This is a genomic window from Arhodomonas sp. AD133, from assembly GCF_051195215.1.
Taxonomy (GTDB): Bacteria; Pseudomonadota; Gammaproteobacteria; order Nitrococcales; family Nitrococcaceae; genus Arhodomonas.
This window is the reverse complement of sequence record NZ_JBNAZM010000019.1, coordinates 32,082-58,287: the sequence shown is the minus strand read 5'-3', so window position 1 is coordinate 58,287 and position 26,206 is coordinate 32,082. Positions and strand designations below refer to the sequence as shown.

The following is a 26,206-nucleotide window of genomic DNA, read 5'->3' as shown; positions in this document are numbered from 1 at the left end:
TCCGGCGATGTCGAAGCAGACGGTGGTCAGCGCGAGCAGGCTGTCCCCCGCGCTGAAGCCGGGCTTGCGCGCCATTGTCCAGAGAAAGTTGACGAGGGCTCTGTGCCCCACCTGGACGCCCTTCGGGCGCCCCGTGGAGCCCGACGTGTAGATCACGTAGGCCGGCGCATCGGGCCGGGAGCGGTCCACCGGCGGCGCGCTCGCCGCGTCCGCCGGTTCGGGATCGACGGGCAACCGCATGACCGACAGTTCCCCGAACGGATCGTCCGCGTCGGCGTTCGTCAGGACCCAACGGCTGCCGGAGTCCTCCAGCATCGTGCGCAGGCGCTCCGGCGGATAGATCGGATCGAGGGGCACGTAGGCCGCGCCGGATTTCATCACCGCCAGCAACCCGATGATCAGCGCCGGCGAGCGTGTCAGATAGACACCCACCCGTTCGCCCGGGCCGGCGCCGGCGTCGATCAGCCTCTGCGCCACACGGTTGGCCGCCTGGTCCAGCGCCGCGTAGTCGAGCTCCGTGTCTTCGAAGCGCAGCGCCGGTGTGGCGGGTGCGGTGCCGGCGCGCTCGGCGACCAGCTGACTGACGGTGCGCTCGCGGGGGTAGGGCTCGGCGGTGTCGTTCCAGGCGTGGATGCGCGCGCGTTCCGGTTCGCTGATCAGGGCGACGTCGGCGAGCCGTTGCCCCGGATTCGCGGCGATGCCGTCGACGAAGAGCGCGAAGCGCGCGGCCAGCCACCCCTCGTGATCCCGGGGCAGTGCGTCGCCGGCATCGAAGGCGACCGTCCCCCGCGCGTCGATGCGCACTGTCAGGGCCCGACCGGACGCGCTCTGCGCGGTGTCGTCCAGTTCGATGCCCACCGGAAGGCCGAAGCACGCCGCGCCCGTCAGCGAGGGGTCGCGCAGCAGCAGGTCGCGCCGGTAGGGGGGCTTCGAGCGGAGTGCGTCGACGTCCGCCGCGACCTGCGCCGCGAGCGGCGATAGCGTGCGCTGCAGGATGTCTCCGGGGATACGCAGCGGCAGTTCGGAGGCGAACAGGTCGTTGTCCCGGTGGTTATCGCGCACCCACGCGAGGTCGCGTTCCCCTTCCGGGCAGAGCCGTGCCAGGAACGCCAGCACGCAGGCCACGGCCACCGACGCGGGGGTGTCGGCCAGGTTGGAGAGCGTGTCCGGGAGCGTCACGGGCGCGGCCGGTGACCCGACCTCACCCAACGCCCCGAGACGCGGGGGCTGCAGGGGCGACAGCGCCCTCAGCGCTCGTGCCCACCGCGCCTCTTCCCGGTGGGCGGCGCGGCTCCATTTCACCAGGCGTTCCAGCTCGCTTGCGTCCGGCACGGGGAAGCGTCCCCCGTGCTCGCGTGCGAGGTGGTCGGCGACGGCGGCGGGGTCCACCGGCTCGCCCGTCAGGTCGGCGAGCGCGGTCAACCGGATGTGCCCGTCGCCGGTGGCCACCACGAGGCCGTCCGAATTCCGCTCGATGATCTCGCCCGGCGCCGCGGTGCCCACGGACTCCGCGCAGGGTTCGGCGGCGCGCACGGCGAGCCATTCCCGCCCCGTGGTCACCAGGGGGATGCCGAAGCGGTTGGCGCGGCGATCGAAGGCGCTCGCCCGTACCCACGCGTCCAGGTCCGCGGCTGGGCGCTGCCAGTCGAACAGGCCGGCCGCGGGCAGGCCGTCGAAGCGGCCATGGTAGGTCCGATGACTCAGATCCTGGGGCGTGCGTGTGGCCGTGCCGCTGGCGAGCTCGTCGATGAGCTCGGCGAAGGACTCGACGCCGGCATCCAGGCACACGACGTCCAGGTCGTGCACCGTCGCGCGGGGCGCGACCGGTACCGTGCGCTGCTTGAGGATGTCGCCGGTATCGGCCTCGCGGGTCATCACGTGCCAGGTGACGCCGTGCTCGGTCTCGCCCTGCAGGATGGCCCAACTGGTCGCGAACAGCCCGGCGTGCTTCGGCAGGGGACCGTCGTGGAAGTTGATCGGCAGCCGCGTCGGGAGCGCCAGGAGCGCGTCGGGCAGCATTCGCAGGTTGGCGATGCTGAACAGGTACTCGAACCTGCGCGAAGCCAGGCGTTCGGCGAGATCGACACCGAAGGGCATTACCTCGAGGCCCTGGTCCCTGGCCCAGTCGCGGAGCTCGGCGTTCGCCGTGACGACGGCGACCACGTCGTGGCCGCGCGCCAGCAGCTGCCGGGTGCACTCGACGAGGAGCACCTCGTCGCCCACGACCACACAGCGGAAGGGGGCGTGCGTCATGCCGGGTTCTCCTGTCCTGGTTGGTCCTGGGGCAGCAGCTCCGCCAGGAGTTGATCCACCACGTCGTCCGGCAGGTTCTCCACCAGGGTGTCGATGTCCTGCCCGGCGTTGGCGGCGTCGGCGAGCGCCGTTTCCGGGTTGGCTGCGGCCGGGTCGGGCGGCGGTGGCTCGGCGGGATCCGCCGCGGGGGGCGTGGGCGTGGCTCGTGCCCCGCAGAATTCCGCGACGCGCCGCATGGTGATCTGCTCGAACAGCAGCGTCGAAGGCAGCGGGCCGTAGACTTCCTCGAGCCCGCGGGTCAGCTCCAGAGCGACCAGCGAATCGACACCGTAGTTCTCGAACGTCAGGTCGGGATCCAGCTGCTCCGGCTGCATCTCCAGCACGCGTGCGAACACGCTCGTGACCTGCTCCAACGCATCGCCGGCGCCGGCAGGGGACGGGGCCGCCGCCGGTGTCGCCGCCGGCGGTGTCCGTGGAGGTGTCGCCTGCGCCGCGTCGGGGGCCGTCGCGACGTCCCGCGCGTCCAGGCCGTCGGCGACCGCGGCGATGACGCTCTGAAAGAGCGCTCCCGCTTCCGTGCGCGGGGCGCCCGCGCTGATGCGCTCGAAATCCGTCTCACTGAGCACGTCGCGCCACTGGCGTTCACTGGCCAGTGGTGAATGCGGCAGGCGGTACTCACCGTCGGTGAACAGCCACCAGCCCGAGGTCAGCCCGAAGATCAGCGCGAGCTGGTGCTGGGCGCGGGTACCCTCGTTGAGCAGGAGCACGCCGTCCCCCCGCAGTAGGCGCCGGATGTTGCGCAGCGATGCCACGAGCTCGCGGGTGGCGTGGACGACGTTGGTGGCGAGCACGACATCGTAGTTGCCTGCGTCGCCGATCTGGCCCGAGGGATCCTTCTCGATGTCGAGCGCCTCGAAGCGGGCGAACGGATAGCGCTCGGCGAAGCGCCCGCGGCCCTTGCGCACGAAGCCCGGCGAAATGTCGGTGAAGACGTATTCGACCGCGTCCCCGTGGTGCCGCAGCGCCTCGAGGACGACGGCACTGGAGCCGCCGGTGCCGGCGCCCACTTCCAGCACGCGTACGCGGCGATGGGGCTCGGCCCGGCGTCGCGCCTCGACCTGCTCCACCACCAGGCGGGCGAGCTCGGCGTTGCACAGGTCGGTCACGGGGTCGCCCTCGTAGAGCGCCGCGACCCGCTCCGGCGACCCATCGGGGAAGAGGATCTCCATGGCGTCGCGCCGGCCCGTGAGGATGTCCGGCAGGGCCGAGAGGCAGTCCTGCAGCAGCGACGCCAGCGCCTCCACGCTCGGATGGCGGGCGACGAGCTGCGCAAGCGCCTGCCCGGTTCCGGGCTCGATGTCGCGCTCGCCACGCCGTACTCCGCCGCCTTGCCGCTCCAGAAAGCCCGCTTCCACCAGGGCATCGAGCTGGAGCTCGAAGAGGGCTCGATGTTGCGAAACGATGCCCAGGCGCTCGGCGAGCTCGGACGGGGTGGCCGTCGCGCTAACCTGCTCGAACAGCCCCAGTCGTGCCAGCGCGTCGGCGAGAAGACACGGCGAGAGGCGTTCGAGCTCTGCCGTGGCCCTCTGGTGGTCCGTCAGCGCGGGGTTGCTCAGGGTTTCTTCGGCGAAGCGTACCCGCGGCGCGACCGCCGGTACCGGCGTCGCCGACGGCGCCAGCCTGCGGTCGCGTTGCACGCCCAGGTTGTCGAGAATGCCCGGCTCCGCATCCAGGGCGAGGACCTGGGGGAGCTCGGAGCGGAGCATCCGCTCGACCACGGCCATGCCGCGGGCGGCGGACAGTGGCCGGATTCCGGCGGCCCGGACACGTCGCAGCACCCGCTCGCGCTCCTCGTCGCCACCGGCGTGCCAGTAGCCCAGGTTCAGTACCCGCACCGGGAAGGCGAGCGTACGTGCCTCATGCAGGGCGTAGGCATCGGCGAAGGTGCATCCCGCCGCGTAGCCGGCCTGGCCGTAATTGCCCTCGAAGACGACCCCCGAGGAGTAGAAAAGGGCGAAGTCCAGCGGCTCGTTCCGTATGGCGCGCAGCAGCGCCAGGGTGGAGGCCGCCTTGGCGTCCAGCGCCGCACCCAGCTCGTTTTCCGGGAGCGCCTGCAAGGGGCGGTTGATCAGCACCATCGCGGCGTGGATCACGCCATGCAGCGCGCCGAAGGCCTCCTTGGCTTGCCGCACGGCGGCCTCGAGCTCGGCGGGTACGGTGGCGTCCGCGGCGATGTAGCGGACTTCCGCGCCCGCCGCTTCCAGCTCCGCCAGCGCCTCGCGCCGGCGTTCATCCAGTGGCGAACGGCCGACGATCACCAGCTTTGCCCGGTACGTGCGCGCGAGATGGCGGCAGGTGTCCCTGCCCACGGCCCCCAGGCCGCCGACGATGAGGTAGACCCCGCCGTGGCGGAAGCGGGAGGGGCCGTCGCCCAGCTCCACCGCCTCCAGGACGCGCTCGCGGCGCACGCCGCCACGCAGGGATACGGGCACGGTCCGGGCCGGGAACGGCTCGGTCGCGACAGCGGCCGCCGCGGCCCGGGATTCGTCCGCGCGCACGTCGAGGATGGCGACTTCGAGGTTCGGAAACTCCTTGCCCGCCACCATCGCCAGGCCCGGCAGGGCCGCGGAGCCCGGGTGGGACGCGTCGTCGTGCTCCAGGGGGTACACGCCGGTGGTCACGACCTTGACGCCGATGCGTCGCTCCGGGGTGGCGTAGCGATCGAGGGCCCGGACGAGGTGGTAGAACGCGTAGGCGCCCCGCTCCATCCGCGCCTGAAGGTCGGAGGTCTCGGGAAGCTCCGCCGCGGTGTCGCTCGCGAGGAAGTAGACCAGGTCGGGGACCTCGCCGGCGAACGCCCGGTCCAGATCCGTCGGGCCCAGGCCGGATTCGACGGGAAGCCGCGCGACGCTGGCGTCGTCGTGGGCCCGAACCAGGCCGTGCGCGAGCGCGCATTCCGGGTTCTCGGCCATCAACAGGACACGACGGGCGGGCCGTGCCGTCCCGGTTGCGGGCCGGGCCCGCCAGGCGGCCCGGTAAGAGACCGGCGCGGGCCTGGATTCGCGGTAGGTCAGACCGGTCAGACGCACGCGCACATGGCCGGCATCGTCGACGAGCGTCACGTCGCATCGGTCGCGTGCCGTCTCGCGTACATGGGAGAAGCCTCGCGTGGGGACCGGGCCGAATACCTCCACGCGGTCGACGGCGAACGGGAGCATCGGCGGCGCTTCGGGCCCACGGCGCCGCACCAGCAGGGCCGCGATGATGTGCAGCGCGGCGTCGAGGACGCCCGGGTGCAGCGGGTGGGTGCCGTTGTCGTCGTCCGCTTCGATGCGGCCCAGCACCTCGTCCTGCCCGGTCCACACCTGCGTGACGCGCCGGAAGAAGGGGCCGTAGGGCAGGCCCTGGCCTTCCAGCATGGCGTAGAACTCATCGCGGCCTGGTCCCTCGTGGAGCCTTGCCCGCAGGGCCGACAGGTCGATCGATGCGGGCGTGGCCGGCGCATCCGAGAGCTGCCCGCGGGAGCAGACGTTGCCGTCGCCGTCGAGCACCTCATAGCCCGCCCCGTCGATACGCACACGTGCCTCCACGGGGCGACCGCCCACGGCGAGGGGGGCGATCCAGCGGACGTCTGTGAGCGCGCGGCCCTGCAGGCCGCCGCAGGCCTCGGCGACCAGGTCCAGGTGACCGACGCCGGGCAGGATGCAGCGTCCGTCGACCACGTGGTCCCGCAGCACCGGGGCGCTCGCCGCGAGGGTCTTGCGCCAGGGGTCGCGGCCGGATGTCGACGCGGTGGCTGCCCGCGGCGGTGCCGAGGCTGCTGCCTCGGACTGGAGGTCGAGCCAGTGACGCACGCGTTCGAACGGATAGGTGGGCAGGGGTACGCGCCGGCGCGTGCCGGGGCGCAGGCGATGCATCACGTCCCAGTCCAGGGTGACGCCGCTGACCCATAGCCGCGCGAGCATGTCGTCTTCACCCGCCTCGATTTGCGCGGCGAGGAACGCCTCGCTGCCCGCGCCCTCCCGGAAGAGCGTCGCCAGGGGCGGGTGCTGGTCGACGCGCCCCCGGTGCAGCCACTGTCCGGCTTCGCCCCGCCCGAAGGCGGCGAGGCCCTCGGCGGCCTCCGCCAGGTCGTGGGCCACGAACGCCAGGCGCTCTGCCAGGGGTTCGCGCCCCACGCGCAGGGTGTAGGCGACATCGGCGAGGCGCGGCGCGGCCTCGTTCTCCCCGGGGCGCAGCGCTTCGGCGAGCCGGGCGGCGTAGACCCGCAGGCGCTCCTCGTCGCGCGCCGAGAGCACGATGAGCTCCGGTGACCCGGGTTCGGCGGCAGCGGGGACTTCCGCCGGGTACTCCTCCAGAATCACGTGGGCGTTGGTGCCCCCGGCGCCGAAGGAGCTCACCGCGGCCCGGCGGGGCAGCTCGCGGCCGTCGTCGCCGACGACCGGGCGCCACGGTGTGGCGTGCTGCGGGACAACGAAGGGCGATCGTTCGAAATCGATGACCGGATTGAGTGTCTCGGCGTGCAGGGTGGGCAGCAGTGTCCGGTGGCGGAGCTGCAGCACCGCCTTGGTCAGACCCGCAATGCCCGCCGCGCCCTCCAGGTGGCCGATGGCCGACTTGATCGACCCCAGCGCGCAGAACCGCGTGTCCTGCGTGTGCTTGCCGAACGCACCGGCGAGCGCGTCGTGCTCGATGGGGTCACCCAGCTCGGTGCCGGTGCCGTGGGCCTCCACGCAGCCGATGGTCCGGGCGTCCACGCCGGCCGTCGCCAGCGCCTGCTCCACCAGCGCCTGCTGCGCGCGCGGGTTGGGGACCGTGTACCCGCTGGTGCGTCCGCCATGGTTGACCGCGGTGGCCTTGATCACGGCGTGGATGGTGTCCCCGTCTTCCACGGCCTCCGACAGGCGCTTGAGCATCACCGCACCCACGCCCTCTCCCGGCACATAGCCGCTGCCGCCCGCGCCGAAAGCGCGGCAGCGGCCGTCGCTGGCGAGCATCGACTTGCGGCTCAAGTGGACATACTTGTCCGGGTGCACCGAGACGTTGACGCCTCCCGCGATCGCATAGCGGCACTCGCCGCGGCGGATGCTCTCGCAGGCCTGGTGCAGGGCCACGAGGGATGCGGAGCAGGCGGTATCGGTGACGACACTCGGCCCCCGGAAGTCGCCGAAATAGGAGACCTGGTTGGCGATGGACGAGCGGTTGGCCAGGACCACCTGGGGGTTGCCGCGCGCCGATTCGGTCGCACCCAGCACCGCGTAGTCGTCCCACATGACACCGACGAAGACACCCGCGTCGTGTCCCTGGCCGCCGAAACGAGGGGCCGGGATGCGCGACGGCGGGTAGCCCGCATTCTCCATGGCGGCCCAGGCCGTCTCGAGAAACAGGCGCTCCTGGGGATCCATGGAGCGGGCCTGCTTCGGCGCGATCTGGAAGAAGAGCGAGTCGAACGCGTCCACGTCCGAGATGAATCCGCCCCAACGGCCATAGCTGTGCCCGGGCGCGGCCGGGTCCGTCGAGAAGAGGGCGTTGGCATCCCAGCGGTCCCGGGGGATTTCCGTCACCGCGTCTCGCGCGGCCGCCAGGTTGGCCCACAGCTCGTCCAGATCATCGGCCTGGGGGTAGCGCCCACTGACGCCGATGATCGCAATGGGCTCCTGCTCGCCCGGGGGCTGCGCCGGGGCCGGCGGGCGCGATGTCACGGTGGCCGTGGTGCGCGGGACGTCCGGCGTGGCGGGGGCTGCCTGCGACGGCGCCGGGTCGCTGGGCGCGGGGAACAGGCGGGCCACGTCGTCGGCATGGCGCTCCAGGATGTGGTCCGCGAGGGCGTCCACCGTCCGGCAATCGAAGAACACGGTGGCCGTGAGGCCCGGGAAGTCCTTGCCGAGCCGCGCGTCGGCGTCCATCACGAGCACGGAATCGAACCCGTAGTCTTCGAGGGGCACGCGGCTGTCGAGTTTTCCCGGGGGGAGCTTCAGCACCGAGGAGAGCGCCTCGCGCAGGTGGTCCACGAGCTGCGCGCGCTGCTCGCGCCCATGCGAGGGTGCTGGCGTGTGCGCTGGGGCAGCGGTAACGGGCGCGTCCCCGGACTGCGGGCGGGTTCCCAGCAGTGCCGCATCCATGGCGGTCGCTTCGCCGTGGGCCGGCACCAGCCACGGTTTCGCATGCGTCAGTGACCGGTCGAACGCGGCAAGGCCCTGCGCGGCGGTGAGCGCGCCCATGCCGGTGCGGCGCGCATAGGTGGCCAGCTCCCGCTCCGTGACCTGGGTGTCGACGCCACCGACATCCCACAGCGGCCACGCCAGCGACAGGCTGCGTCCTTTGCGCAGGCCGTCCCGGACCCACTGGTCGCGGCGCACCGCGAACAGGTCGGCGAAACGGTTGCCGATGGCGTAGCTGGCGGTGCCGAAATCGCCGATCAGCGAGGAAATCGAGGAAAAGATGACGAAGGCATCGAGGTCGTCCTCGCGGGTCAGCCAGTCGAGGTGCCACACGCCCAGCGCCTTGGCCGCGAGCCCGGCGGCGAACTGGTCGGGGTCCGCGTCGGTGGCGCGCCCGGCCGCGACCGCGCCGGCCAGGTGGAATACCCCATTGAGCGCGTCGAAGTGGCGGCGCGCGGTCTGGAGCGCGGCCTCCAGCGACTCTGCCCGGGAGACGTCCGCGCGCAGCGCCAGCACTTCGGCGCCGAGTCCGGTCAATTGCTCATGCCAGCGGGCGGTGGCCTCGTCGGGTTCCGAGCGGCCGAGCAGTACCAGCCGCGCGCGGTAGTGGCGCGCGAGGTGTTCGGCGAGCACGCGGCCGATGGCGCCATGCCCGCCGGTGAGCACGTAAACACCACCCGTTCGCAGGGGCACGTCCGACTGCGGCCCGACTTCTGCCGGCCGCAGGCTCCGGACCTCGCGCGTGCCCGACGCGGTACGCCGCGTCTCCAGCTCCCCGGCCCGGCGTGTGCCGCCGAGCTCGGCCGCGAGTGCCGACGCCACCCCGGCCGCCGCGGTGCCGGCCGGCAGGCCCAGCGTGGCGAGCTCCACCCGCGGGTGAATGGCGGCCATGGATTGCGCGAACCCGGCGACGGCGGCCTGTTCGGGTCGGTCGGCGCCCTGGTCCTGGGCGTGCACGACGACCGCGCGGACCCGGCCCGTGACGGCGCCACTGTCCACGGCCCGGACGATCTGCAGCAGCGCTTGGCAGGAACGGTTCAGGTGCGCATCGAGGCATTCAGCCGAAGCGGGTGTCGTGGCATCGACGCGCCCGGCCCCGGCGAGCTCGCCGACCAGGGCCAGGTCGAATCCCTCGGGCGTGGCCAGGGACTGGAGCCTGTCGATAAGTCCGTCGGCATCCGCGGGGGCTTCCACCACCTGGTTCCACGTGCCGCCTGCGGTCAGGGCGGACGCGAGCCCGTCGACCTGGCCGAGCACCACCAGCGTGCGGTCACCGCGGGCGTCGTCCGGGGCGGGCTCGGGCGCCGGCAGCCAGCACGGTTCGTAGAGGCGGGGCGCTGCGAGTGCCGTGTCGGCGGGGGCCTCGGTACCCAGGGTGCGTCCGACGAAATCGCGCACCACCGCGAGGACACGACCCTGCCCGTCGTGTAGCGAAACGCTGAAGCGACGCGCGGAATCCGGCCCGTCTTCGAAACGGGCGTAGGCGTAACAGGTCTCCGGCAGTGAACCGTGCGCCTCCAGGGCGCCCAGGCTGAAGGGAACGGCGAGCTCCCCGGGTTCCGGCGACGTGCTGCGCCCCACCCAGTGGCACGCGCGCAGCGCACCGTCGAGCACGGCGGGAGGAAGCTCGCACGCCGAGCCGGAAACCGGCACTCTCAGTTGCAGCAACGCCTCCGACGGCCCGCTGAAGACTTCCTCGATGACCTGGAACGAGGGGCCGTAGGCGAATCCTGCGCGGTTGTAGTCCGCGTATACGGTGTCCCGTTCCCTGACCCTGGCCAGGCGGGTGCGGACGGCGTCCAGGTCGACAGCGGCGGGCGTTCCGGCCTCCGGCGCGGCGGTCTGACCGCGGGCGTGGGTGACCCTGTCGTCCCCCGCCTCGCTGTACACCTCGAAACGCAGGCCCCCGTTTGCCGCGGCGAAAGCCACGTAGACCGTGAGCTCTCCGGCGTCGACGTCGATGGGGCGTCCCCAGACCACGTCTTTCAGGGCATGGTCCGCAGACGGCTCGGCGTATCCGGCGGCGGCGCGCACCATCTCGAGGACCGCGGCACCGGCCAGGAGCCCGCGTCCCTCGATGACGTGATCGCGCACGAAGGGATCGTTCGCCCGCAGTGTCTTGCGGAATCGCAGCTCGTGGACCGTCGAATCGTTGGCGTCGATCAGCGGGTGCAGCGACCGGGTGCCGAAGTCCGCCTTCAGCGGGATCCAGTACCGTTCGCGGGCGAAGGGGAACAACGGTGCCCGGACGCGGCGTGGCCGCGGACCCGGCCGCGACGCGTGCCAGGCGGCAAAATCGACATCGCTGCCCGAAAGCCAGCGCTCGGCGAGTGTCGCGAGCTCGCCGTCGCCGGGCTCCGGGCGGGGGCCGCCTTCGGCATAGCGCCGTAGCGCCGTGACCAGCTCGGAGCCCTCCCGGCCCAGTACCGCGAGCCGGGTGTCGAACGCCTCGCGTCCCACCTGCATGGTGTAGGCGAGGTCACGCAGGGGCGCGTGCGACTGCTCCAGGAAGTCGGCGGCGTGTGCGGCGTAGGCACGAAGGCGCTCGTCGTCCTTCGCGGAAAGCACGAGCAGTACGGGTTCGTCGGCACGCTGCCGGGCGGCGGGCCGGTCCTCCACGGGGTCGGGGACGGGGGATTCCTCCACCACTAGGTGGGCGTTCGCGCCGCCGGCCCCGAAGGAGCTGAGCCCGGCGCGGCGGGGGCCATCGCTATCGGGCCAGGGCGCGCGTTCGCGCTGGACGCGGAACGGCGAGCGGGCGAAATCGATGTTGGGGTTGAGCTCGTCGGCGTGCAGGGACGGAACCAGGGTGTGCTTGTCGAGCTGCAGCACCACCTTGGTGAGGCCCGCCATGCCGGCCGCCGATTCGAGATGGCCGACGTTGGACTTCACCGAGCCGACGGCCCAGCGGCCGGGTTCCGATCCGGCGGAGGCGTACGCGTTGGTCAGGCCCGTGATCTCGATCGGGTCGCCCAGGGACGTGCCCGTGCCGTGGGCCTCGATGTAGCCGATGTCCTCCGGGGAGACCCCGGCCTGCTCCATGGCGGTGCTGATCACCCGCTGCTGGGCACGCGGGCTCGGAACGGTGTAGCCGTGGGTCCTGGCGCCGTGATTGATGGCGCTGCCGAGGATCACGCCCAGGATCCGGTCGCCGTCCGCGATGGCCTGCGCCCGCGGCTTGAGCAGTACGACACCGACCCCTTCGCCGGGCACGTAGCCGTCGCCACCGGCGCCGAAGGCGCGGCAGCGGCCGTCGGAGGAGAGGAAGCGGCCCTGGCTCAGGAACGCGTACTTGTAAGGATGCACCGACACGTTGACCCCGCCCGCCAGGGCAAGCTCCGATTCCCCGCGGCGCAGGCTCTCGCAGGCGAGGTGGATGGCCGTGAGCGACGATGAGCACATGGTGTCCAGCGCCATGCTCGGGCCGGAGAGGTCGAGCGCGTAGGAGACGCGGTTGGCGATGGTGGCGAACGACGAGCCGGTAAGCGGTCCACCCTCGCGCAGGACGTCCAGCGCACCGTGGAACTGGTATTCGCCGTACATCACGCCGGCGTAGACGCCCACCGTGCGCCGCGAGAGGTCGGCGCGGCGGTAGCCGGCATCCTCCATGGCGTGCCAGGCGGTCTGCAGGAACAGCCGCTCCTGGGGATCCATGAGCTCGGCCTGGCGCGGGGAGATGCCGAAGAACAGCGGGTCGAAGCGGTCGACATCCCGCAGGAAACCACCCCAGCGGGTATGGGCGCGGCCCGGGGTTGCCGGGTCGGGATCGAACCAGCGCCCGGAATCCCAGCGGTCCGGCGGAATCTCCTGGATGCAGTCCCGGCCTTCGGCCAGGTTGGCCCAGAACTCGTCCAGATCGTCGGCCATCGGGTAACGACCGGCCATGCCGACGATGGCGATGGCGTCGTCCGCGTTCGCCTGATCGGGGATGCGCTCGCGGCGCACGATCCGGGTGGTCCGGGGCGTGCCGGAAGGCGAGGGGGCCGGGGCGGTGGGCTCTTCCCGGGGGCCCGTCGTCTCCCGGAGCGCATCCGCATGGTGCCCGGCGAAGTAGCCCGCCAGCTCCTGCAGGGTCGTGTACTCGAAGAACAGCGTCTTGGACAGGCCATCGAAGCGCCGCTCGAGCTCGCGGTTGAGCTTCGTGATCATCAGCGAGTCGATGCCGTAGCGCTCGAAGGGCGCGTCCTCGGTGAGCTCGTCACGTTCCAGGCCCGTTTCGGCGGCCAACAGCTCCCGGAGCATTCGCAACGCGCTTGGATACAGGGCGTCGTCCTGCCCGGCAGAGGCGTCGGGCGCTGGCGAGGCGTGGGAGGGCGTGACCCGCGTCAGGGCACCGGCCATGCGTTGCTCGTCCCCGTAGGCGGCGATGACCGCGCCTCGGGTGCCGAGCGCTTGCTGCAGGAGCTCGAGCCCCGTCTCCGTGGGGAGAACGCCGAACCCGGTGCGCTCGGCGATGTCGGCGGCCGCTTCTTCGGTCTGCCGCATGCCGCCTTCGGCCCACATCGGCCACGCGATCGCGGTCATGCGGTCGCTGCGTTCCGCGTAGGCCTCCAGGCATGCATTCGCGTAGGCGTAGTCGCACTGCCCGGCGTTGCCGACGTGGGCCGCGATGGACGAGAAGCTCACGAAGAAATCGAGGTCGTCACCGGAGGTGGCGGCGTCGAGGGCCCGCAGACCGGCCACCTTCGGGGTCAGTACCGCGTCGAGCTCGTCGGGGGTCTTGTGCAGGGCGAAGCTATCGCGAAGCGCGCCCGCGGCGTGAATCACGCCCCGGATCGGGCCGAGCTGCGTGCGCACTTCCGCCAGCACCGGGGGGAGCGCCTCGGCATCGGAGACGTCGACGCGGCGGTAGGTCACGCGCTCGCCCAGGCCGTCCGGCGGGGGCGCCCCGCGGCCGAGCAACACGACCTGTACCCCGGCCTGCTCGGCGAGCCAGCGACCGATCGTGCGGCCGAGCCCGCCGGCGCCACCGCTGACGATGTACACGCCACCCTCGCGCAGGGCGGCGGGCTCGGCCGGCGCGGGCTCGACCCCGCTACGAACCTGACGGCCCTGCGGTGCGTAGCGAACCTCGGTGTCCGTGCCCGGGCTCCGGAGCTCGGCGGACAGTGCGGCCATTTCGTCGACGGTATCGGCCAGCCCGACGGTCTGTATCGCCAGCAGGGGGGCTTCCGTCCGGACGGTGCGTGCGAAGGCCGCGAGGGCCGCGCGCTCCGGCCGGGCGCCCGTGGCGTCCTCGCGATGCACGAGCAGAACGCGCACGGGGGCGCTGGGCCGCAGCCGAAGGAGCTCCTGTACCACCGCCAACGCCTGTGCCGGCTCCGGCTCGTCCACCACCACGGTGGCGGGGGCGTTCGTCGATTCCAGGGGCGTTTCGAAGTCGCACGCCGTGGTCCCGTCGATGCCTGCCGTGCCCAGTACGCCGGTGAGGGCCGCACGCCGGGCCTCGCTCGCCGCGATCACCAGCGCCGGCCCGGTGGCAGCGTCCGCGGTTTCCGCGGGCGCGTTCTCCCATTGGCGAACCCAGAGCGCGGCCTGTGGGGAGGGCGCCCGGGTCGCTTCGAGGACGCGTACCGCCAACCCGTGTAGCCGGGCGAGGACGCGTCCGTCCCCGTTCACCAGCGACAGGTTTGCGAGTGCCGAGTGCTCGCCTGCCTCGTCGATGCGCACGTGCACCTGGCACGTACCGTTCCACGGCTGGTGCTGGTGGATGTTCAGCTCGTCGAGCGCCAGCGGCAGAAAGCGCGTCGACGCCGCTTCGTACGATCGCGAGAGCAGCACCACGAGCGCGTGCAGCGCGCCATCGAGCAACGCCGGGTTCAGCAGTGCGCCGGGCAGATCGGCGCCTTCGGGCAGCGCCAGTGTGCCCAGGGCTTCGCGGTCGCCCAGGGCCACTTGCGACAGGGCACGCATGCGCGGGCCGTAGTCCAGGCCACGCGCCTTCAGCGCCGCGTAGCAGTTCTGGTGATCGATCACCTCGCCGCAGCGCCGGGAGGTGGCGTCCAGATCGAGGTCGGGCGGCGTATCGACTGCCTCGGTGTGAAGCCGGCCCGAGGCGTAGATTCGGGACTCGTCGATGATCTCGAAGCCGATGCCCCGCGGCTCGCGGAACAGGCTCACCTCGGTGGCACGCGGGCCCGGGGCGTACGACAGGAGCTGGTCGAAGGCGACGTTGCGCAGCTGCACTGCCTCCCCGGTGGCGAGCTCGCCACCGGCGCGGGCCATCTCGAGATACCCCACCGCCGGCATCACCGGCTCGCCGTCGATGCGGTGATCGGCGAGGTAGAACTCGCCGCCGGTGCGCACGCTGCGGTAGGCCATGGTGTCCAGCGTGGAGACGTTCTCGTCCAGCATCGGATGGAGGCCCGGCCCCGCTGCCTGCTCGGGCGATGCCTCGGGGACCTTCATCCAGCAACGCCGGCCCTCGAACGGGTAAGTCGGCAGGGGGACGCGGCCGCGCTCTTCGCCCGCGAACCACGCGTTCCAGTCCACCGGCGCCCCGTGCGCCCACGCCCGGGCGACGGCCTGCCACAGGCCGTCCTCCACGCCCAGGGCGAGCCCGCGGACGTCTTCGGTGGCCGAGCGCGTCGGGATGCCGCGGGGGCGGGGACGCGGTGCCTCGTAATCGCTGGCGCGGAGCCGGCCCATGGCCTCGGCCAGCGTGAGCGTCTCCGCCACGCAGGCCGCCGCCAGTGCGGCCACGCCGTCGCCGTGGATGGCGGCGGGCTCCAGGCCCCAGCCTAGCCAGGTTCGTCCGAGGGCATACTGCAGCGCGAACACCGCCCCGGGTTGCGACAGCGCCCGGGCACCGGCGTCCCACGCCGCCTGCCAGTGTTCGGCGAACGCGGCCTCCCGCTCGCACCAGCGCTGCCCGATCTCGGCGGCGTCCGCCACATCCTCGCCGAACACGAAGGAGATGTCTCCCGCCCCCGGCTGGGCCGGCACTTCCGCCGCTCGCAACGCATCCGCCAGCGCGTTGCGCTCTCCGCCTCGTACCGCGATCCGGTATTCGTGGGCCCGGCGGCCGACGGCCAGGGTGAACGCGACGTCGGCCAGCGGGGCCACGTCGCCGCCCTCCAGGTAATCCGCCAGCTCGTCGGCGGCCGTGCGCAGCGCGGTGGGCGTGCGCGCGGAGACGACCAGGATCTGCTCCGGGCGTGAGGGCCCGGTGGGGACCGGCTCGGGGGATTCCTCCAGCACCGCGTGGGCGTTGGTGCCGCCGATGCCGAAGGAGCTGACCCCGGCGCGCAAGGGGCCGTCGCTGCGCCAGGGGGCCGTTTCGGTGCTGACCCGGAACGGGCTGTCGTCGAAATCGATGGCGGGGTTCGCGGTCTGGAAGTTGACCGTGGGGACGAGCGCCCGGTGCTTCATCATCAGCACGGTCTTGATGACCCCGGCGACGCCCGCGGCGGCGTCCAGATGACCGACGTTGGACTTCACCGACCCGATGGCGCAGAACCCCCGGTCCGGCGTGCTCTCGCGGAACGCCCGGGTCAGCGCCGATACCTCCACGGGATCGCCCAGGCGCGTGGCGGTGCCGTGGGCCTCGACGTAACCGAGCGAGCGCGGAGGAACCCCCGAGACCATGTGAGCCTCGCGGATCACCGCGGTCTGCCCCGGTGCGCCGGGCGCGGCGAAGCTGACCTTGCCGGAGCCGTCGTTGTTGGTCGCCGTGCCCTTGATCACGGCGTGGATGGTGTCGCGATCCCTGAGCGCGTCGCCGAGTGGCTTCAGCACCAGCACGCCAACGCCGTTGCCCAGTACCGTGCCACTGGCGTCCGCGTCGAACGTGCGCACGTGACCGTCGTTCGAGAGGATCGCGCCTTCCTCGTACAGGTAGCCCTTGGTCTGGGGCCACTTGATGGTCACGCCACCGGCGAGGGCCATGTCGCATTCGCCGGCGATCAGCCCCTGGCATGCCAGGTGAATGGCCACCAGGGACGTCGAGCAGGCGGTCTGGACGGTGTAGGCCGGGCCCTTGAGGTCCAGCTTGTAGGCGAGACGGGTGGCCAGGAAGTCCTTGTCGTTGCCGACCATGACCGCGAAGTGGTTGGACGTGGTCGTCTGGTCGACGGTGGGCACGACCTGCTGCTGCAGGTAGGTGTTGATGGCCGCCCCGGCGTAGGCGCTGATCAGGCCGTCGAAGCGCAGGGGGTCGTAGCCCGCGTTTTCGAGGGCGGCATGACCCGCGGTGAGCAGGATCCGGTGCTGCGGGTCGGTGAACTGCGCCTCGGCCGGGGTGAACTCGAAGTAGGCGGTGTCGAACAGCTCGGCATCCGGGATCACGCCATGGGCCGGCACGTACCGGCCGTCGTCGAGGAGGCTGGCGGGGACGCCCGCCGCCTCCAGCTCGTCCCGGCTGAAGCGCGTGATCCCCTCCTGACCCTCGCGCAGCAGGCGCCAGAAGGCGGCAATGTCGTCGGCGCCGGGGAACCGGCCCGTCATGCCAATGATCGCGATATCGGTCTCGGCCACGTTGTCCGCTCCGGAGCTGGTCACGTCGGTTCTCGCTCTGTGGTTCGGGGAAGTGCCGTGGTGCCTGATGACTGCCGAATGCCGTGGGTGTCGCGCTCCGGGTGGAGCGTCCGGTTGTCGCCGCTCGCGGGCGCGGACGGCTGCCCGGAGGATTCCGCCGCGCGCCAGAGCTGGCTCAGCGGTTGCCCGGGCTCACCGGCGACCGCCGTGAGCAGGCGCTCGTAGCACCGCGCCATGCGTTCCGCCGTCCGCCGCGAGAAGAGGTCGGTGCTGTATTCGAGGCTGCCTTGCAGGCCCTGGGCGGTCTCGCGAACGGTCAGCGACAGGTCGAGCCGGGTGGTGCCCGCGTGCGTGCTCACCGGATGCACCGGGAGGTCGGCGGGGTCGGGCCCGGCACGGTCCTCCGCCAGGGGGAGGAGATTGAAGAGCACCTGGTAGACCGGGGAGTGAGCCGGGCTCGTCTGGGTCACCGCCCGTGCCACGTCGACGAAGGGCAGATCCTTGTGATCGTGCGCCTCCGCCGTGACCCGTACCGCCTCGGCGAGCAGCTCGGAGAAGGCCCGTGACGGGTCCACGCCCAGGCGCAGTGCCAGGTGGTTCACGAAGTAACCCACCAGCGGCTCCAGCTCCGCCTTGGGCCGGTTGGTGAACGGTGAGCCGATCACCAGCTCGTCGTCGTCGCTGTAGTGGCCCACGAGCACGGCGAAGGCCGCGAGCAGAGTCATGTACAGGCTGGCGCCCTGCTCGCGCCCCAACGCCTTCAACCGGGCGAGGGTCGCTGCCGGGGCCGCGAACTCGACCGCCGCGCCGCGGTAGGACTTCACCGGAGGGCGCGGGTAATCGGTGTGCAGCGAGAGGCAGGGGGCGAGCCCCGCGAGCTGCTGGCGCCAGTATTCGCGCTGACGGTCCAGCTCGGTCTGGTCGATGGTGTCGTGCTGCCAGCGGGCGAAGTCGGCGTACTGAAGGGGCAGCGGTGCCAGCTCGGGCTCCCGGTCCTGGCTGAAGGCGCGGTAGGCCGCGCGCAGCTCGGTCAGGAACACGCCCACGGACCAGCCATCGAAGATGCCCCACGGCCGGGTGACCACCACGACGTGTTCCGTCGCCGACAGGGCCAGCAGACTCACGCGGATCATGAATCGGTCGCCGGGGTGGAACGGCCGTTGCCGTTCCGCGTCCATCCATTCGGCAACGCAGACGTCGTCGGCGACACTGGCGACGGCCACGTCGAAGCCGTCGGCGGGGTTCATCCATTGAATGAGCTCGCCGTCGTTCTTCACGAAGCTCGTGCGCAGGATCGCGTGGCGCTGGACCAGGAAGCGCACGCTGCGGGCGTAGGCCTCCCGGTCCAGCGCGCCCTCCAGGCGAAAGGCGAACTGCACGTTGTCGTGGGCCAGGCCCAGGTGTGCCGGTCGTTCCAGGAACCACAGGTCGCGTTGCTGAAGCGACAGGGGGGCCTCCCCCGCCTCACCGGAGACGGCGGGCGGTGGCGGGGTCGTGGCCTCGCCGCCGGCGCTCGCCGGGTTCCCTTCTTCCAGCGCCGCGGCCATTTCCTCGACGGTGGCGCCGGTGAGCAGCAGCTTGAGCGGTAGCTCCCGCCCCAGTTCGTTCTTGATGCGCATCACCAACCGGACCGCGACCAGGGAATGGCCGCCGAGCTCGAAGAACCCGTCCCGCAGGCCCACGCGCTCCAGGCCCAGCACGTCGGCGATCAGGCGGCACAGGGTCTGCTGTACCGGGGTGCGCGGGGCCACGTAGTCCTCCTTGACGACGCCGTCGTCGTCGGGAGGGGGCAGGGCGCGCCTGTCGACCTTGCCGTTGATGGTCAGCGGAATCCGTTCCACCAGCACGAAGGCGCCGGGCACCATGTAATCGGGCAGGCTTCGCGAGAGATGGTCCTTGAGCGTTCGCGCCATCGACGATCCCGCATCGCCGATGCGCGGGAAGTTGGTCAGGTGCGAGGCGTTGTAGGCGCCGGATGCGTGGACGCGGGGCAGCCGGCCCCTGCCGAAGACCACGTCCAGGGCATCCGGGCGGTCCTGCGACCAGGTGGCCGCCACCCGGTAGCCCATCGCCTCGGCCTCGCGCAGTGCCTCTTCCAGGCGTTGCGCCTGGGCCCGTCGCTGCGCCGACATACGTTCGCCGTGCAGCAGGGGCGCCACCTCGTGGGTCGCATCGTTTCCGGAGAGACGATCGAGCTCGCCCACGTCGTCCGTGATGCGGGGGTTCAGGATGCCCCGGACCCCGAAGGGTTCCGAACGCGTTTCGGCGAGTAACGCGAGGAGCTCGTCGGCGTCGGCGGCTTCCAGCCACGGGAGCGTTTGCGGCTGCTCCGGGGCACCCTTGGTGATGATCACGTCGTAGCGGTAGGCGAGCATCTCGTTGTCGCTCACGCCGCGCTTGACCAGGAGGTCCACCGCGCCCACGCCGGAGAGCTCGTCCGGCAGCCGGGCGAAGTAGCTCGGGCTGAAGAGCAGCTCGCTCTCCTGGCGGCAGCGGCGCTGCACCCGGCTCGCCAGGGTGGCCGCGGGCACGGACGCATCGGCCCGGCAGCGCTCCACGGCGCAGGCATGGGTCTGCAGCAGGTCGAGGTTGCGGACATCGCCGATGAGGATGCGGCCGCCGTCTTCCACCAGCGGCAGCAGACGGTGGAGCATTTCCTCGAAGTAGAGGCGGTTGGGGAAGTACTGGGCGACCGAGTTGATCACCACGGTGTCGAACGTCTGTCCGGACAGCTCGTCCACGGACAACGCGTCGCCCCGCCGGAGATGCACGTGGCGCCATCCGCGCTTCGCGATGCCGCGTTGCACGTAGTCCAGCGCGGCGGACGAGAGGTCGATCGCCTCCACCGCTTCGCACAACGGGGCGTAGCGGAACAGCAGCAGGCCGGTGCCGGAGCCGATCTCGAGCAGGCGCTTCGGCGCGAGCTCGCGGATGCGGTCAACCGTGCCCTCGACCCATTCCCGCATGTCGGACTCGGCGATCGCGGAGCCGGTGTAGCTGCTTTCCCAGCCGGAGAGGTTCAGGTCGTCTTCGGTGACGTCGCGCTCGCCGCCGCGGTATTCGTCGTCGAAGACGCGTTGCCACTGGTCGAGGTAGTCCTGGATCTGCTGATGCCAGGTCTCTTCCAGCCACTGGGTGCTGGGTCGCACGTAGGCGACCAGCGTCCGGTCCTCGCCGGTGTCCCTGGCCGTGACGACGCTCTGTGCGACGGCTTCGTGGCGGTCGAGGGTGGCCTCGATCTCCCCGAGCTCGATGCGGAAGCCGCGGATCTTGACCTGGTCGTCGTTGCGGCCGTGGTACTCCAGCGAGCCGTCGGGAAGCCGGCGTACCAGGTCGCCGGACCGGTACATGCGCGCCTGCGGTTCACTGCAGAACGGATCGGTGAGAAACCGCTCCGCGGTGAGCTCCGGACGGTTCAGGTAGCCGCGCGCGACTCCGGCGCCTCCCACGAACAGCTCGCCCACCGCGCCGTCCTCGACGGGCTGCCCGTGCTCGTCGAGCACATGGAGTCTGAGATCGGGGATGGCGACGCCGATGGGGCTGCCGGCCTGTTCCAGGTCGGCTTCCTCGATGGGCCGGTAGGTCACGTGCACGGTGGTCTCGGTGATCCCGTACATGTTCACGAGCCGGGTTCCCCGGTTGACCGGTCGTGCGGCCCAGGGGCGCAGTGTGCGCACGTCCAGTGCCTCGCCGCCGAACACCACCACCCGCAGCGCGTGCGGTGGCGCGTTCTCGCCCTGCGCCTCGATGAGCTGGCGGAAGGCGCTCGGCGTCTGGTTCAGGACAGTGACGCGCTCGTCGCACAGCAAGCGGTAGAACGCTTCGGGGTTGCGAGTAACCGACTGCGGAACCACGACCAGGCGTCCGCCGAACAGCAGCGCCCCCCAGATTTCCCACACGGAGAAGTCGAACGCATAGGAGTGGAACAGGGTCCAGACGTCGTTTTCGTCGAACCGGAACCACGCCCGGGTGGCGGAGAAAAGGCGGGCCACGTTGCCGTGTTCCACCATTACGCCCTTGGGTGTGCCGGTGGAGCCCGACGTGTAGATCACGTAGGCGAGGTCGTTCGGCGATGATCCGACCCCGGAGAGGTTCACCGTGGACTGGTTCTTCCAGAGGGCGCTGTCGGCGTGGATGTCCACGACGTCCACATCCCCGGCGTCGAGGCCCGATGGCAGGGCGCCGTCCGTCAAGACGACGCGCGGCCGGCTGTCCTGCAGGATGTGCTGGAGCCGTGTCACCGGCGCGGCGGGATCGACGGGCACGTAGGCGCCGCCCGCCTTGAGCACCGCGAGCAGGCTGACCACCAGGTGCTCGCTGCGCGGCAGGCACAGTGCGACCAGCACGTCCGGACCCACGCCCAGTGTGCGCAGATGGCGCGCGAGCCGGTTGGCCCGGGCGTTGAGCTCGGCGTAACGCAGGGTCGTCGCCTCGTACACCAGCGCCGGGGCATCGGGGGTGCGGGCGGCCACCGTCTCGAAGGTGGTGTGCAGGCACTCGGCGCGGGGTTCTTCGGGCTCGGCGTTCGCGGTTACTGCGACCGCGGGGCCGTCGGGCGCCGCGGGAGGACGCGCGAGTTCGATGGCGGCCGTGTGGCTGCCGTCGTCCACCGACAGCGCGTTCACGATCCCCCACAGCGCGGCCTCCACGTGCTCCATGACCGTCTCGCAGGAGACGGCCTCGTCGACCTGCACGTGCAGCGAGAGCTCGGCGCCGAAGTCGTCCAGCGAGACCGCGAGGGGGTAGTTCACCGAGTCCGCTTCCGCCAGCCAGCGTACGCCCCCGTCGTCGGTGAGCGGCGGTGCGCTGTCCCCGTGCCGGCGCTCGAAGTGGCGGAAGTTGACCACCGAGGTGAACAGCGGGACGTCGCGGTCCAGGCCGCTGGAGCGCTGCGCCAGGCTCAGGGGACTCTGCTCCCGCGCGATCAGCGCTTGCAGGCCGGTTTCCACGTCCGCGACGAGCTCGCGCACGCTCCTGTCCGCCAGGCGTACACGCAGCGGCAGGGTATTGATGAAGTTGCCCAGCATTCGCTCGACGCCGGGAACGCCCTGCATGCGCCCGGACATGACGGTGCCGAAGACCACATCGTCACGCTCGGTGGTGGCGGCGGCCACGCAGGCCCAGGCCGCGTGGAACAGGCAGGCGGGGCTGACGCGCAGGCGCTGGGCCTCGGCCCGGATCCGGTCGGTGAGGTCCCCGGGCAGGGCGCGGCGGTGCTGCGGGTAGCGCAGCGCGTTGCCGCGCACGTCCCTGAGGCCGAAGGGCGTGGTCGGCTCGCGCACGTCACCCAGGGTCGCGCGGAAATGGCTCTCGACTTCGTCCCGTACGAGGTGGTGCAGCGTGTGGGCGACGAAGTCGCGGTAGTGCGGCGCCGGGTGGAGCAGCTCGGTGCGCCCCGTCATGTGGACGGCGAGCTCCTCGAGCATCAGGCGAAGCGAGGTGGCGTCCTCGATGATGTGGTGGGCCGTCACGATCAGGTAACGCCTTCCCGAGTGAGGGTCGTCGCCGATCACCAGCCGCAGCAGCGGCGCCTGGTGCAGGTCGATGCCGTCCGGGTCATTGAGGAGCTCGCGTGCCTGCGCCTCCGGGTCTTCGTCGAGGCGAACGCGCTGGACCGGCAGCCGGGCCGAGCGGTGCACCACCTGCATGGGCTCGGGCAGGTCGTCGGTGACGACGGCCGTGCGCATGACGTCGTGCCGGTCGACGAGCGCCTGCAGTGCCGCGGTGAAACGCTGGCAGGCCGCTTCGTCGTCGGCGACGAGCAGCGTCGAGACCAGGTAGGGGTCGTTGTCCGGGTCCAGCAGGTGATGGAAGAGGATGCCTTCCTGCGCGGAAACGAGGGGGTAGACGTCCTGCACGTTGGCCGCGCCGCCGGGGACCGCGGCCACGATGGCATCGACCTGTGTCTGGTTCAGCTCCACCAGCGGCAGCATCGACGGTGTGATCCGTGTGCATCCCTCGGGAATCCGGTTCTCGGGGACCTGGTAGTCATCACCGGCATCCGCCGCATCGAGCCTCGATGCCAGGTCGGCCAGGCTGGTGGCGTGGAACACGTCGCGGACGGTGGCGGGCAGGCCCTGCGCCTTGAGCCTGGCGACCAGCACCGGAATCAGGAGCGAGTGCCCACCCAGGGCGAAGAAGTTGTCAGCGGCGCTGATGCGCTTCGCCTCGAAGCCGATGAGTTCGGCCCACAGCTCGGCGAGGTGCCGCTCCGTCGTCGTCTCGGGGGCGACGTAGTCGGGCCGCGCGAACGCTTCGATATCGGGTGCCGGCAGCGATTTGCGGTCGAGCTTGCCGTGGGCGGTGACGGGTAACGACGGGAGCGCGACGAAGGCCGCAGGCACCATGTACTCCGGCAGTGTCTGTCCGAGGTGCTGCACGAGCTCGTCCCGGCAGTGTTCGAGCACGGTGTCCTCGTCCAGTACCACGTAGGCGACCAGAAGCCGGCCATCGGCCGTGTCTTCCCGCAGGAGCACGGCGGACGCGCGCACGGCGGGATGGGTGTTCAGCCGATGCTCGATCTCGCCCAGCTCGATGCGGAATCCGCGCAGCTTGATCTGGTCGTCGACGCGCCCGAAGAATTCGATGGTGCCATCCGCCCGCCAGCGGGCCAGATCGCCCGTGCGGTACATGCGCGCGTCGGGCTCGCGGGCGAACGGATTGCGCACGAAGCGCTCCGCCGTCTGCTCGGGGGCATTCAGGTATCCCCGGGCCAGGCCCACCCCGGCGATGTAGAGCTCGCCGATGCAGCCGACCCCCTGCGGTTCGAGGTTGTCGTTGAGGACGTAGAGCTGGATGTTCTGGATCGGTCTGCCGATGGGGATGGTGCGCGGGACGGCGTCGGCGGGGCAGCTCCAGTGGCTGACGTCCACGGCGGCCTCGGTGGGGCCGTACAGGTTGTGCAGGGGCGCCGAATGAAGCGCGTAATGGCGCGCGCACAAGTCGGCGGGCAGCGCCTCGCCGCTACAGAAAACCTGCCGGATCGAGGTGCACTCGGGCCAGCCCGGTTCCTGAAGCATGGCGCGCAGCATCGACGGGACGAAATGCAGCGTAGTGACGCCGAAGCGCTGGATGGCGGTGACGAGGTAGCCGGGGTCCTTGTGCCCGCCGGGCGCGGCGATCGCCAGTCGGGCCCCGAACAGCAGCGGCCAGAAGAACTCCCACACGGAGACGTCGAAGCTGAACGGGGTCTTTTGCAGGACGCAGTCGGCCTCCGTGAGCCGGTATTCGTTCTGCATCCACTCGATGCGATTGACCGCCGCGCGGTGCTCGATCATGACGCCCTTGGGGCGCCCCGTTGAGCCCGACGTGTAGATGACGTACGCGAGATTGCCGGGGCCGACGCCGGTGCTCGGCTCCAGCCAGTCGACCCCCTCGGCCGCGCCCGGCGCGCCGCCTCGGCGGTCGCTCACGTGACCGTCATGGTGGAGCTCGATCACGTGAGCCGCGACGTCCAGCCCCGGAGCGTCGAGCGCCGGCTGTGTGAGGGCGACCCGCGCGCCGGAGCTCTGCAGCAGCTCCCGGACGCGGTCGTCCGGGTACGCCGGGTCGATGGGCATGTAAGCGCCGCCGGCCTTGAGGATGCCGTAGATGCCCGCGACCATTTCCGCCGAACGCTGGACGCACAGGCCCACGATGGTGTCCGGACCGACCCCGCGGGCCCTGAGCGCGGCGGCGATATGGTTCGCCCAGGCATCGAGCTCCAGGTAGGTCCATGCCCGCTCGGCGTCCACCAGCGCGGTTCGGTCGGGGTGGCTCCGGACCGCCTCCTCGAAGAGCTGGTGCAGGCACCGATCATTCGAGAACGAGCGCGCCGTATCGTTCCAGCGCTCGAGTACCTGGCGGCGCTCGCGCTCGTCGATCATCGTCAGCTGCGAGATGCGCTGGTCGGGGGATTCGACGACGGATTCGAGCAGCGCCGTGAAGTGCCGGATGAAGCGGCGAATCGTCGAAGCGTCGAAGAGATCCGTATTGTACTCGACCGTGCCGAGCAGACCGTCCGGCGTTTCCCCGAGATCGAACGTCAGGTCGAACTTGGTGAACGGCATCTCGATGTCGACGGGCGAGACTTCCAGTCCGCCCACGTTCACCACGCGCTGCGTCTGCTCCTCCTGGAGGACGAGCATGGTCTGGAACACAGGGGAGTGGGCGGGGCTGCGCTCCAGATTCAGGGCCTCGACCACCGCTTCGAAGGGGACCCGCTGATGCTCGTAGGCTTCCAGGGCGACCTGCTTCACGCGAGTCAGCAATTCGGCGAAGGTCGGATCTCCGGACAGGTCCGCGCGGATGGCGAGGGTGTTCGCGAAGAAGCCGATCAGCCCCTCGATCTCGCGAAGATCGCGGTTGGCGGTCACCGTGCCCACCGTGAGGTCCGTCTCGCGGGTGTATCGATGAAGCAGCACGTTGTAGGCCGCCAGCAACGTCATGTACAGCGTGACGTTCCGGCCGGCGCTGAGCTCGCGCAGGCGTCGCAGCAGGTGGGCCGGACAGTGCACGGGTTCCCGGGCGCCGGCGTAGGTCTTCACGGGGGGTCGTTCGCGATCCGGTGGAAAGCTCAGGCGTTGCTCGATCCCCGCGAGCTGCTTCTTCCAGTAAGCGACCTGCCGTGCCTGCGCGTCCTCCTCCATCCAGCGGTGCTGCCATTCCGAGTAATCGGCGTACTGGATGGCGAGCGGCTCGAGGGGAGCGGGGGCGCCGGCACGGAATGCCTCGTACAGCGTGGCGAGGTCGCGTACGAAGACGTTCACCGACCATCCGTCCGAGATGCCGTGGTGCATGGTCACCAGCAGGACGTGTTCCCGGTCCGAGAGGCGCAACAGGCGCACCCGGGTCAGGCAGTCCCGGGCGAGGTCGAAGGGCGTCGCCGCCTCGCGCTCGCAGACGTCCTGCAGCTGCTCGCGGTCGGCCAGGTCCTCCTCGACGACCTGGAAATCGTCGACGCTGCCGATGTGCTGGTACGGTACCCCATCGCGCTCGATGAAGCGGGTCCGGAGCACTTCGTGGCGCTCGACCACGGCCCGCAGCGCGCCGATCAGGGACTCGCGATCCAGCGGGCCATCGAGGCGCATGGCCACGGGGATGTTGTAGGCCGGGCTGCTGCCGTCGAGCTCCGCGAGGAACCACAGGCGCCGTTGCGTGAACGACAGAGGCACCGGTGCGTCGCCCTCGCGTGGCAATGGCGGCAGATCCCCCAGCGAGGGCGGCTCGATGCCCTTCTTCCGCAGCAGTGCGCTGAGGGCACGCTTCTGCCTGGGGGACAGGGAGCGGATCTTGCCGGCGACATCCAGCGCTTGCTGCTGGTCCGTGCTCGTGCTCAT

General features: G+C 71.2%; 3 protein-coding genes (1 of these 3 running past the window's edge). All 3 read right to left on the bottom strand.

The window, feature by feature from the left end; translation table 11 throughout:
* Tightly spaced (each overlapping or abutting the next), the 3 genes in view from ACPEES_RS12345 to ACPEES_RS12335 form a layout consistent with a single transcriptional unit that may run on beyond the window.
* On the bottom strand, positions 1-2,253 hold the 5' portion of the coding sequence (locus tag ACPEES_RS12345; RefSeq protein WP_435103798.1) for an amino acid adenylation domain-containing protein. 1,212 nt of this gene lie to the left of the window's left edge; the window shows 2,253 of its 3,465 coding nt (coding positions 1-2,253); the start codon lies at positions 2,251-2,253; its stop codon lies off the left edge, out of view.
* Positions 2,250-16,913, bottom strand: coding sequence for an SDR family NAD(P)-dependent oxidoreductase (locus ACPEES_RS12340; RefSeq protein ID WP_435103797.1), 14,664 nt, complete (start codon positions 16,911-16,913; stop codon positions 2,250-2,252). The genes ACPEES_RS12345 and ACPEES_RS12340 overlap by 4 nt, the downstream gene beginning before the upstream one ends.
* Positions 16,910-26,206: an amino acid adenylation domain-containing protein gene (locus tag ACPEES_RS12335; protein WP_435103796.1), complete on the bottom strand. Its 9,297-nt coding sequence runs from the start codon at positions 26,204-26,206 to the stop codon at positions 16,910-16,912. The genes ACPEES_RS12340 and ACPEES_RS12335 overlap by 4 nt, the downstream gene beginning before the upstream one ends.